The 11,267-nt window shown below is 72.1% G+C and carries 13 protein-coding genes; 9 read left to right on the top strand and 4 right to left on the bottom strand.

Features of this window, described 5'->3' with window-relative positions:
• From AC08OJ_RS15100 to AC08OJ_RS15090, 3 genes are all read left to right on the top strand, one after another.
• On the top strand, nucleotides 1-714 hold a 714-nt coding region (locus tag AC08OJ_RS15100; protein WP_476596038.1), incomplete at its 5' end, for a TerD family protein.
• A gap of 193 nt (nucleotides 715-907) precedes the next feature.
• Nucleotides 908-2,251 (top strand): magnesium transporter MgtE N-terminal domain-containing protein, encoded by a 1,344-nt coding sequence (locus AC08OJ_RS15095; protein WP_476593743.1) that lies wholly within the window; start codon nucleotides 908-910, stop codon nucleotides 2,249-2,251.
• On the top strand, nucleotides 2,248-2,844 hold the full coding sequence (locus AC08OJ_RS15090; RefSeq protein WP_476596037.1) for a DUF1003 domain-containing protein: 597 nt from the start codon (nucleotides 2,248-2,250) through the stop codon (nucleotides 2,842-2,844). The genes AC08OJ_RS15095 and AC08OJ_RS15090 overlap by 4 nt, the downstream gene beginning before the upstream one ends.
• Before the next feature lie 65 nt (nucleotides 2,845-2,909).
• Here AC08OJ_RS15090 and AC08OJ_RS15085 read toward each other — a convergent pair whose 3' ends face one another.
• Nucleotides 2,910-3,191, bottom strand: a complete 282-nt coding sequence (locus AC08OJ_RS15085; RefSeq protein WP_476593745.1) for a chorismate mutase — start codon at nucleotides 3,189-3,191, stop codon at nucleotides 2,910-2,912.
• A 367-nt stretch (nucleotides 3,192-3,558) separates the two neighbouring features.
• On the opposite strand from AC08OJ_RS15085, the gene AC08OJ_RS15080 reads away from it, so the two are divergent.
• Entirely contained in the window at nucleotides 3,559-4,404 is an 846-nt protein-coding gene (locus AC08OJ_RS15080) for a RecB family exonuclease (RefSeq protein ID WP_476593746.1), read from the top strand.
• Nucleotides 4,405-4,507: 103 nt separating this feature from the next.
• Entirely contained in the window at nucleotides 4,508-5,713 is a 1,206-nt protein-coding gene (locus AC08OJ_RS15075) for a pyridoxal phosphate-dependent aminotransferase (RefSeq protein WP_476596036.1), read from the top strand.
• Here the strand turns inward: AC08OJ_RS15075 and AC08OJ_RS15070 are convergent.
• Nucleotides 5,700-5,858: a hypothetical protein gene (locus AC08OJ_RS15070; RefSeq protein WP_476593748.1), complete on the bottom strand. Its 159-nt coding sequence runs from the start codon at nucleotides 5,856-5,858 to the stop codon at nucleotides 5,700-5,702. The genes AC08OJ_RS15075 and AC08OJ_RS15070 overlap by 14 nt on opposite strands.
• 36 nt (nucleotides 5,859-5,894) lie before the next feature.
• A complete protein-coding gene (locus AC08OJ_RS15065; RefSeq protein ID WP_476593749.1) occupies nucleotides 5,895-6,350 on the bottom strand; it encodes a hypothetical protein in 456 nt (151 codons plus the stop codon).
• A gap of 53 nt (nucleotides 6,351-6,403) precedes the next feature.
• Between AC08OJ_RS15065 and AC08OJ_RS15060 the strand changes: the two genes are divergently transcribed.
• From AC08OJ_RS15060 to AC08OJ_RS15050, 3 genes are all read left to right on the top strand, one after another.
• Complete coding sequence (locus AC08OJ_RS15060; protein WP_476596035.1) at nucleotides 6,404-6,766, top strand: antibiotic biosynthesis monooxygenase family protein; 363 nt, start codon at nucleotides 6,404-6,406, stop codon at nucleotides 6,764-6,766.
• A 175-nt stretch (nucleotides 6,767-6,941) separates the two neighbouring features.
• Entirely contained in the window at nucleotides 6,942-7,904 is a 963-nt protein-coding gene (locus AC08OJ_RS15055) for a ParA family protein (RefSeq protein ID WP_476593751.1), read from the top strand.
• A gap of 7 nt (nucleotides 7,905-7,911) precedes the next feature.
• Nucleotides 7,912-8,331: a hypothetical protein gene (locus AC08OJ_RS15050; protein WP_476593752.1), complete on the top strand. Its 420-nt coding sequence runs from the start codon at nucleotides 7,912-7,914 to the stop codon at nucleotides 8,329-8,331.
• Nucleotides 8,332-8,381: 50 nt separating this feature from the next.
• Here AC08OJ_RS15050 and AC08OJ_RS15045 read toward each other — a convergent pair whose 3' ends face one another.
• A complete protein-coding gene (locus AC08OJ_RS15045; RefSeq protein WP_476596034.1) occupies nucleotides 8,382-10,040 on the bottom strand; it encodes a DEAD/DEAH box helicase in 1,659 nt (552 codons plus the stop codon).
• Nucleotides 10,041-10,505: 465 nt separating this feature from the next.
• Between AC08OJ_RS15045 and AC08OJ_RS15040 the strand changes: the two genes are divergently transcribed.
• Nucleotides 10,506-11,177: a ferritin-like fold-containing protein gene (locus AC08OJ_RS15040; RefSeq protein WP_476596039.1), complete on the top strand. Its 672-nt coding sequence runs from the start codon at nucleotides 10,506-10,508 to the stop codon at nucleotides 11,175-11,177.
• The last annotated feature ends 90 nt before the right edge of the window (nucleotides 11,178-11,267 follow it).

The raw sequence follows: 11,267 nt of genomic DNA, 5'->3' as shown, positions 1-11,267 counted from the left end.
CCGCAGCCCCCGCCCGGGCAGCAGTGGGGCCCGCCGCCCCCGCCACCCGGCGGGCAGCAGTGGGGGCCGCAGCCGGGTGGTCAGCAATGGGGTCCGCCGCCCCCCGCGCCGGGAGCGCCCGGTCAGCAGGGTGGCCGGGTGAACCTGGACAAGGGGCGGGTATCGCTCACCAAGGGGCAGAGCGTCTCGTTGGTGAAGACCGGCGCGCCGCCGCTCACCCGGGTCCGGATGGGCCTTGGGTGGGATCCGGCCCAGCACGGGAAGTCGAGCGATCTCGACGCGTCCTGCATCCTGTTCGACGAGCGCGGCAAGGACGTCGACAAGGTCTGGTTCATGTCCAAGAAGGGCGCCCGGGGAGCCGTGCGCCACTCTGGGGACAACCTGACCGGCCATGGCGAAGGGGACGACGAGACGATCATGGTCGATCTCGGCGCCCTGCCGGGGAACGTCGTCACCCTGATCTTCACGGTCAACAGTTTCCAGGGACAGACCTTCGTCGAGGTGCGTAACGCCTACTGCCGGTTGTATGACGATCTCACCGGGCAGGAGCTCGTCCGGTTCGACCTGTCCGACTCCAAGCCGTCCACCGGACTGGTGATGTGCCGGGTGCAGCGCGACCGCGGGGCTCCCACCTGGTCGATGACGGCGATCGGGGAGTTCCACGACGGCAAGACCGTCCGCGCCATGGTCAATCCGTCGAGGCAGTACCTGTAGGCAGTGCCCGTAGCCCGATCCCCGGCCCCGGAACGCCGGGCGGTTTGCCGGCGGCCCGCGCGGCGGTGTTGATCCGGCCGACCTCTCCGGGTTGTGGGATGTCCCGGGCCGGGTAACCTCCGGCCGTGAACAGGTCTGCAGGGCCGTCGTGGGCCGGTATGTTGCGCTTCGCAGGCATCGTCCGGTGATGGGCATGATCTCCCGCCCGGCTCCGTCCCGCGTCTACTGCCGCCGGCTGGCGGGCCTGCTTGTCCTGGACCCGAATGGCGACCAGGTCGGCAGGGTGCGCGATGTGATCGCGACGCTGCGACTCGGGCATGAGCCGCCCCGAGTCCTGGGCCTGGCCGTCGAGGTCCAACGCCGACCGATCTTCGTGCCGATGAGCCGGGTCACCGGGGTGGAGCCGGGCGCGGTGGTGCTGTCCTCGGCCCGGCTGAGCTGGCGGCGTTTCCAGCAGCGCCCGAACGAGACCCGGGTGCTCGGCGAGCTGCTTGACCGGCGGGTGACGCTCATCTCGTCCGGCGTCGAGGTGACCGTCGTCGATGCCGCGATCGAACCGGTTCGCGGCGGCGACTGGGTGCTAGACCAGGTGGCGGTGCGGGTCGGCCGGGGCCGGCGCGGCGAGGTGAAGACGGTCGCCTGGGACGAGGTCACCGGCTTCTCGCTGCCCGAGGAGGGGCAGGGGGCCGCGAACCTGCTCGCCGCGTTCGAGAAGCTGCGGCCCGCCGACCTCGCGTCGCTGCTGCATGACCTGTCCGAGAAACGGCGCGCGGAGGTCGCTGCCGCCCTCGATGACGAGCGGCTTGCCGACGTCCTCGAGGAGCTGCCGGAGGACGAGCAGGTCGAGTTGCTCGGGGGACTCGCCGACGAGCGGGCCGCCGACGTGCTGGAGGCGATGGGCCCCGACGACGCGGCGGACCTGCTGGGCGAGCTGCCCGCCGACGACGCGGAGCGTCTCCTGCGGCTGATGGAGCCCGACGAGGCCGCCGGCGTGCGCCGTCTGCTGCTCTACGCCGACGACACGGCCGGCGGCATGATGACCAGCGAGCCGGTCGTGCTCGCCCCGAACGCGACGGTCGCCGAGGCGCTGGCCCGCATCCGCGAACCCGAGCTTTCCCCGGCGCTTGCCGCGCAGGTCTACGTGGTGCGCCCGCCCTACGAGACGCCCACCGGCCGCTACCTCGGTCTCGCCCATTTCCAGCGGCTGCTGCGTGAGCCGCCGGCGACCCTGGTCGGTGGCGTGATCGACGTCGACATCGCCTCGCTGCGGCCCGAGACCCCGCTGGCCGAGGTCACCCGTCATCTGGCGTCCTACAACCTGGTGGCGGCACCGGTTCTCGACCGCGCCGGCCGGCTCGTCGGCGTCGTCACCGTCGACGACGTGCTCGACCACCTGCTTCCCGCGAACTGGCGGGAGCGACAGCTCGACGCGGACGTGGATGCGCGGGCGACCCCCGGGGCACTGACCCCGCCCGCCGCGGGCGACGTGGAACCAGGCTCCCGCGGCGAGGTGGGCAGCTCCCCGGCCGCACCATGAGACGCCTGGGACGCCTGGGACGCCGTCGGCCGCGAGGCGCCCGCCTTGATCAGCCGCGGCTGTCCCGGCGGTCCGCCCTGCGCTCCGCCCACGAGCCGGACGCCTTCGGGCGAATCGCGGAGCGGGTGGCGCGTTTCATCGGCACGGCCCGGTACCTCGTCGCGCAGAGCGTCGTGATTGTGCTGTGGGTCGCCTACAACATCATCGCCCCGCAGTCCGCCCGGTTTGACAATTTCCCGTTCATCTTTCTGACGTTGGTCCTGTCGCTGCAGGCCGCGTACGCGGCACCGCTCATCCTGCTGGCGCAGAACCGCCAGGACGACCGGGACCGCGCGAACCTCGCCCAGGACCGCGAGCAGACCATCCGTAACCGCGAGGACACCGAATACCTCGCCCGCGAACTGGCTGCGATGCGCATCACGATCGGCGAGCTCGCCACCCGGGACTTCCTGCGTTCGGAACTGCGGGGGTTGCTCGCGGAGTTGGAGGGGCCGGACGGTGACCGGGCGAAGGACCGGGAGCGGGAACGCGATCGGGAACGCCGAGAGCGCCGACGGCGGGAGAGCGAGCGTTCGTTACGTTCGCCGCGATGACCGGGCCGGTGCGGTGGGCTGGTACGAACGGCGGCCGCGCGCCGCACCGGCGGGTGCCCGGGTGCCTACCGCACGGTACCGCGACAGAGCGTCAGCACCGCCATCGCGATCTCGACCCCGCGAGGCCCCAGCTCGTCCGCCCAGATCGCGATGATCTCGTTCTCCCGGGCGTGCTGGATGCGAGGCCCGCCCTCGGCCGAGCGCAGCGCCTGGATCTGCTGGGACAGGTCCCGCCGGGTTGCGACGAGATCACGCAGCTGAGCATCGATGTCATCGATGAGCTGTCGTCCCTCGTCGATCGAGGCGATGGCCGGCGCGGTGCTGGGGGCATCGACGACGTTCTCCACAAGTGGGCCTTTCGGTCGGAGGCCCGGCGCACCCCAGGCCGAGACAACCCGGAGGCGGACCGGGCCTGGGTCTGGCGCTTGTGCCGCGTGAGATCAGCGGCGGAGCGGGGACCGTGCCCGGTCCCCATAAAACAGCCGCAGCGACGTGCCGTGACCTGTGAGTCGGCGGCACGTGAATCGACTGCACTGCATGGCAAGAGCATGCCAGCCGCGTGCCGATTCGTCCAGGCGCCTGATCTCTTGGGTAGCCATCCACCCCGACTCTTGGGTAACCCCACCCCGACTGATCCCTCACCTTGACTCGGGCGGCGACGCCGCCCGATCAGGCGTCCGGTAACCGAGGCGAGGCCGGTGAGACCATCGGATAATGGCGCAACTGGAGCTCACCGGCATGCCCCGCCGGCTTTTTTCCTGCACGCCGTCGCGGCTGGCCGCCTTCGAGGACTGCCCCCGCCGGTACCGGATGACGTATCTGGACCGGCCGCGGCCGCCCAAGGGGCCGCCCTGGGCGCACACCTCCTTCGGTGTCAGCGTGCACAACGCGCTGCGACGCTGGTGGGAGGAGCCGATCGAGCAACGGGCCCCGCAGCGGGCCGCGGCGCTGTTGCGGTTGCTGTGGGTCGACGAAGGTTTCCGGGACGGTGAGCAGTCGTACCGGTGGCGTGAGCGCGGCGCGCGGATGGCGCATGACTATGTCGCGCACCTCGATCCGGCGGCCGAGCCGCGCGGGGTCGAGCGCTCGGTCGCGGCCCGTACCGAGGCACTGGCCTTCTCCGGGCGGGTGGACCGTCTCGACGACCGAGACGGGGAGTTGGTCGTCGTCGACTACAAGACCGGACGCCGGCCGATCACCGACGACGACGCGCGATCGTCCCCGGCGCTCGCGCTCTACGCCTTGGCCGCCGGGCGGATGCTGCGCCAACCATGCCGGCGGGTCGAGCTGCACCACGTGCCCAGTGGGCGGGTCGCGGCCGCCGAGCACACCGAGGCGAGCATCGCCCGGCACGTGCGGCGGGCGGAGTCGGTCGCGGCGGACGCCGTGCGCGTGACGGAGGCCCTGCGGGCGGGTGAGGATCCGCAACGGGCGTTCCCGCCGAGCCCCGGCCCCCTGTGCTCGTGGTGCGATTTTCGGAGCCACTGCCCCGAGGGGCAGGCGGCTGGCCCCGAACGCCAGTCCTGGGACGCCCTCGGCGACGAGGACGACGAGAGCTGAGGCGCCGGCATACCGGGCCGCCGGACACCGGGCCGCCGGACACCGGGGCGCCGGTATCCCGGGGCGCCGGACACCGGGCCGGGAGAGGGGCCATCATGAAACGATGCCCGACCAGACCGCCGCGCCTGCCCGGCCGCGGGTCTCCGCGAAGGCCGCGACCTTCACCGAATCGGTGATCCGGGAGATGACCCGGCTCGCTCTCGCGCACGACGCCGTGAACCTCGCGCAGGGCTTCCCCGACTTCGCCTGCCCGCCGCAGCTCAAGGAGGCGGCCAAGGCCGCCATCGACGCGGACGTGAACCAGTACGCCATCACGTGGGGAGCCGCGGAGTTCCGCGCCGCCGTTGCCGCGAAGGTGGCCGGAACCTACCCGGGCTGGTCGGTTGACCCCGGCACCGAGATCTGCGTGACCTGCGGCTCCACCGAGGCGATGATCGCGACGATGCTCGCGCTGGTCGACCCCGGCGACGAAGTGATCATGTTCGAGCCGTTCTACGAGAACTACGGCCCGGATGCGATCCTCTCCGGCGCCCGGCCGAAGCTCGTCCGCCTGCATGCCCCGGACTGGACGATCGACGAGGCGGAGCTGCGTGCGGCGTTCTCCGACCGCACCCGCGCCATCGTGCTGAACACCCCGCACAACCCGACCGGCAAGGTGCTGCGCCGCGCCGAGCTGGACCTCGTCGCCGAGTTCTGCCAGCGCCACGACGCGCTCGTGTTCACCGACGAGATCTACGAGCACATCCACTACCTGGGCCCGGGCGGCCACATCCCGCCGGCCACCGTTCCCGGGTTGGAGGACCGCACCGTCACCATCAACGCGCTGTCCAAGACCTACGCGGTGACCGGCTGGCGAGTCGGCTGGACGATCGCGCCCGCCGCCTACACCTCGGCGATCCGCAAGGTGCACGATTTCCTCACCGTCGGGGCGGCGGCACCGTTACAGGCCGGCGGGGTGGCGGCGATGAACCTGCCGGAGACGTACTACGCCGATCTCGCCCGGCAGTACCGGGAACGGCGGGACCTGCTCTGCGCGGCCCTCGCCCGGACCGGCTTCACCTTCCGGGAACCGGACGGGGCGTACTACGTGATGTGCGACACCCGCGCGCTCGACCCAGCCGGTGACGACGTGGCCTTCGCCCGCCGGCTGGTCACCGGGATCGGGGTCGCCACCGTTCCCGGCTCGTCGTTCTTCGCGGCCCCGGCGGACGGCCGCCACATCATCCGGTTCGGCTTCCCCAAGAAGCTCACGACCCTGGAGTCCGCGGCGGAGCGGCTTGCCCGTCTCACCCCGGCTACCCCGGGTTGAGGGTCGTCCCCGGCGGCTGGGGCATCGGGTAGCCGGCCTCGGCCGCCCGGGCATGCCCCGCGCGCAGCTCCCGGTCCAGCGCTGCCAGCTGACCGTGTGCCCCGCCGCGCAGCGATCGGCCGGCCAGTCGCGGGCGAGCGGCCATCTCATCGGGCGACGGCGGCGTGTACCGCCCGCGCAGCTATTCCCCGATCCACCGGGCCTGGGCAGCCGCGAGCTGCGCGGGACCCGCGACATGGAACAGCCAGGGAACCTCGAGATCGAAGACCTCGCCGAAACGGGCCGAGCCCGTCCCGGCCGGACCCAGCCGCGCCGCCGGGCCGGTGAGCACCACGGCCTCGAAAACGCCGAGTGGGTGGGCTTCGTCACCCGGGCGTGCCTCGTTACCCGGGTGGGGACCGCCGTGCACCTCAAAAGGCGGACCGTGCGTGGCGGCTCCGACCAGGCGTAACGTATTAGGAGTAACGGCGACGACACGATCAGTCAGACCGTGCGTGGCGAGTTCGGCGAGGGACGGCGGCGGCGTGGGGCCGTCGGAGAACGCGGTGACGGTCAGCCCACCGTCGGCGAGTGTGATCGTCGCGGCGGTTCCGGCGGCATTGAGGCCGAGGACGGCGACACGGGGAAGACCTGGCACGTCGGGGGACTCTAGCGGCGCGGTGATGGATCCCGCGCACTACGGTTGAAGACATGAGTGTTGTTAAGATCAACATATTGACCGTGCCCGCGGAGCTGCGAGACACCCTGGAGAAGCGGTTCGCCGGCCGTGCCGGCATGGTGGAGCAGGCCGACGGGTTCGAATGGTTCGAGCTGCTGCGCCCGATCGAGGGCACGGACACCCACCTCGTCTACACCCGTTGGCGTAGCGAGGAGGACTTCCAGAAGTGGCAGTCCTCGCAGGCGTTCGGCGAGGGCCACCGGCAGGCTGCGGCCGGTCAGGGCGCTCCCGCGGGCCACGGGGCCCCGGCGGGGGGGCAGGGTGCCCCCGCGGCCACCGCGGCCACGCTGTGGTCGTTCGAGGTGGTGCAGACTGCCGCCCCCGCCTCGAGCTGACCCGCGCCCGGCGGCGCACACCGGATGAGACGAGCGGTACGCCCGGATCTACCGGTGTTGCGGATGGTTGGTCGGTGCCCGACTTAGGGTGATTGCGGAGTGGCCTCGGGGGCGCGTCGAGATTTTCGCCCGTCAAGTGTTGTGACGGATCGGCCACGCCCCCACACTGATCGGTGTGGCCCGAGTACTCGCTGTTGCGAATCAGAAGGGCGGCGTTGCCAAGACGACCTCCGTGTCGAGTCTCGGTGCCGCGCTGTGCGAGCTGGACCGTCGGGTCCTGCTGGTCGATCTCGACCCACAGGCATGTCTGACCTTTTCGCTCGGGCTGGATCCGGATGCCCTCGAACTGTCGGTGCACGACGTCCTGCTGGGACGGTTGTCCGCCGGCATCATCATCACCAGGACACCGGACGGCACCGATCTGCTGCCCGCGACCATCGAGCTGGCGGGTTGTGAGGCGGTGCTGCTGTCACGCACCGGGCGGGAGCACGCGCTGCGGCTCGCCCTCGCCGAGATTGTCGACGAGTATGACTTCATCCTCATCGACTGCCCGCCCTCCCTGGGCGTGCTCACCATCAACGGGTTGACGGCGGCGGACGAGGTCATCGTGCCGCTGCAGTGCGAGACGTTGTCCCACCGCGGCGTCGGCCAGCTGTTGGACACGGTGCACGACGTGCAGCGGCTGACCAATCCCGGCCTGCGGGTCCGCGGCGTGCTGCCGACCCTGTTCGACGGTCGCACGGCGCACTGCCGGGCGGTGCTCGCCGACGTCTCCGCCCGGTACGACATCGCGGTGCTGGCGCCGCCGGTAGCCCGCTCGGTGCGCTTCGCCGAGGCGCCGGGAACGGGGCGGTCCATCCTGACGACCGCACGGCGCTCCAAGGGGGCCGAGGCCTACCGGTCGCATGCCCGGGCCATCGCCGGGGTCGCGGGGGTGGGCACGGCCGCCGGCATCGCTGACCCTGCCGGGACCGCGGTTGGGCAGGCCGCCGAAACCGTTGACGGCCCGGGGACCACCTCGCCCGGTCGGCGGCAACGCCCTCGGGAGGGGGACGGCCGGCCCGTGGGCATGCGGGACCATTCCCGCCCACCGGCGCAGGTCGGCGAACCGGCCTGCGCCGGAGAGGTGCGGGTGTGAGCCGACGGTGAACGAGCTCGGGTGGACACCCGGCCGGGTGCCGGGCGGGACGCAGGCGCCGGGACAGGCGCAGGACCGGGCGCAGGACCGGGCGACGGCCGGGTTCGACCGGCTGCGTCCGCGTGGCACCCGACCTCCCGTGATCATTCCGGTCCGCGCGAGATCGACGGTGGGTCGGGACGCGCATGGAAAGCGTGCGTTGTACAGCGGCGTTCGCCCCGTGACACCGCCGAACACCAGCCTGACCGTCAGCTGCTCCCGATGCGGGCAGACCAGCTCCCTCGGCGCCTGGCACGCGCTGCGCGTCCTGACGCCGAGCGTCCATCTACCGCTGGTCCGACTCCGGCATCCCTCGTTGGTGCGCTGTCCCTCGTGCCGGCGGTTGAGCTGGGTCCGGTTGGGTCTGCATTTTCGGCCCGCGGGCTGACGACACCCGCGGGCCGGCGACACCCGCGGGTACGCGGGGCCGCCGGGGTGTCAGGCCGACTCGGCTCGAGGCGGCGCGTCGGCCGCGCCCTCGGTACCGTCGCCGGCCTCCCGCATTGTGCCCGTGCCCCGGCCACGGTTGCCGCGACGCCGGTGCCGGCGTCGGGGCGACTCCTCGGCCTCGACGCCCGTCTCCGAGGCCAGGGCGGAGACGACGCGGGCGGTGTCGGTGTCCGTGTCGGTGGGCGGGGCGGTCCCGGTGAACTCGACCAGCCCGGTCTGCCCGGCACCGTCCACCACGGGTGGGCCGGCCTTCCGGCCGTCCTCGTCGACCGGGTCCGCGGCGATGGCCAGCCCCGAGGCCGCGGCCGCCGCACCACCGCCGCGGGTGCGCCGACGGGCGCGAGTCCGGGTCGGCACCGCCGCCGGCTCGGAACGGTCCTGGTCACGTCCGGTCCGCGAGCCGCGGCGCCCGCCGCGGCCGGACTCCCCGAGATCCTCGATGTCCTCGGCCGCGAGCCCGGCACGGGTCCGCGCCGCGTGCGGCAGGGTGCCCTTCGCGCCCGCCGGGATGCCGAGCGCCTCGTACAGGTGGGGAGAGGTGGAATAGGTCTCCACCGGACCGTCGAACGGCAGGGCGAGTGCCTTGTTGACGAGCGTCCACCGCGGCAGGTCGTCCCAGTCGACGAAGGTGATGGCCACCCCGCTCTCGCCCGCCCGACCGGTGCGGCCGATGCGGTGCAGGTAGACGTTCTCGTCTTCGGGGCACTGGTAGTTGACCACGTGGGTGACACCGTTGATGTCGATGCCCCGGGCGGCCACGTCGGTGGCGACCAGGACGTCGATCTTGCCGGAGCGGAAGGCGCGCAGCGCCTGCTCGCGCTGGCCTTGGCCCAGGTCGCCGTGCACTGCCGCGGCCGCGAAGCCGCGCTTGGCGAGGTCCTCGGCGACCTTGTCCGCGGTGCGCCGGGTCCGCACGAACACCATGGCGAGCCCCCGGCCGCCGGCCTGCAGGACCCGGGCCAGCACCTCCATCTTGTCCAGCGCGTGGGCGCGGAAGACGTGCTGACGGGTGGTCGGGACCGTGCGCCCCTCGTCCGGCTGTTCCGCGCGGACGTGCACGGGCCGCTTCATGAACCGCCGGGCCAGGGAGATGACCGGGCCGGGCATGGTCGCGGAGAACAGCATTGTCTGCCGCTCGGTCGGCAGCTGCGACATGATGCGCTCGACGTCCGGCAGGAAGCCGAGGTCGAGCATCTCGTCGGCCTCGTCGAGCACCAGCGTGCCGACGCCGGCTAGGTCGAGCACGTGCTGGCGGGCGAGGTCCAGCAGGCGGCCGGGCGTGCCGACGACGATGTCGACGCCGGCGCGCAGCGCGGACAACTGCGGCTCGTAGGCACGCCCGCCGTAGACGGACAGCACCCGCAGGCCACGGCGGGCGCTGGCGCGGGTGACGTCCGCGGTCACCTGGACGCACAGCTCACGGGTGGGCACCACGACGAGGGCCTGTGGACGGCCGTCGGCACCCTCCTCGGCCGCCAGCACCGTCTGTACCACCGGGATGCCGAACGCGAGGGTCTTGCCGGTGCCGGTGCGGGCCTGCCCGATGATGTCGTTGCGGGCCAGGGCGAGTGGGAGCGTCAGCTCCTGGACGGGGAAAGCGTGCACGATGCCCGCTTCGGTCAGCGCCGAGACGGTCTCGGCGCGCACGCCGAGCTCCGCGAAGGTCGGCGCCGCCGGGGAACCGGGGGTGGAGGGGGCGGTTTGTGGCTCGTAGGGAGTTAGATCATCCGTGGGTACTTCAGCTGTGACGGACAGCGGGACGCTCCTGGTCTTCTCTGAGCGGTGTCTACGCTGAACCCGCTCGCGGTGAGCCGCGCGGCGCCCGCGACCCAAAAATCATGTGCCCCGGTGCCCTCGATGGCAACTCTGGGTGCACAGGTGACGAGGCGACGCCTGCTACACGGCGGCCGAGGTGACATAACGACCCTTGGCTACTCCCCAGTATAGCCGGTGTAACCCCGGGTGGGGGCTCCTTAGCAGGAGTGTTTGCCGACAGCGACTGCGGCGGGTGTCAGAATCGCGCCTGTGGCACAGACGACACGGACTCCGACCGGCCCGGCGACACCCATCGCCATCACCACCCCCGGTCAGGTAGGTGACTTTGACAATCGGGTGCCCCCGTCCCCGGATGCCGGACCCGCGCCGACCGTGGATCAGGCGACCGTGGATCTACTGGGCCTGCTCGCCTACGGCGAGCTGACCGCCTTCGAGCGCATGGCCACCGACGCGCGGATGTCACCGACTGTTGCCGACAAGATCGCCCTGGCGAAGATGGCCGCCGCCGAGTTCGCCCATTTCCAGGCCATCAGCGACGAGCTGGACCGGCTCGGCGTCGACCGGGAGCTCGCGATGGCCCCGTTCATCGCGCCACTGACCGCCTTCCACAACTCGACCGCTCCGGCCGACTGGCTGGAGAGCCTCGTGAAGGCCTACGTGGGGGACAACATCGCGGCGGACTTCTATCGCGAGATCGCGGCGCGGCTTCCGTCACCGTCGCGCGAACTGGTTCTGAAGGTGCTCGACGACACCGGGCACGCAGCCTTCGCGGTCGAGCGGGTGCGCGCGGCGATCAGCGCCAACCCGACGGTGGCCGGGCGGCTGGCGCTGTGGGCTCGTCGGCTCGTCGGTGAGGCGCTCACGCAGGCCCAGCGGGTCGGAGTCGATCGCGACGCGCTCACCGGGCTGTTGGTCGGGGTCGGCGACCTGGAGGCGCTGGCGGCGATCTTCAACCGCATCATGGCGGCGCATGGCCGGCGGATGGCGTCGCTGGGCCTGTCCGCCTGATCCAGGCCCGCCGACGCCGGTCGGCTCCCCGGTGGGCCGGCCGCCGGCCCGCTGCCGGTGGTCGGCCGGGACCTAGGCTTGTTTTCCGCA

The organism is Frankia sp. CgKIO3, assembly GCF_977946435.1.
The sequence above is the reverse complement of the archived record's forward strand: the minus strand, read 5'-3'. Positions and strand labels throughout refer to the sequence as shown.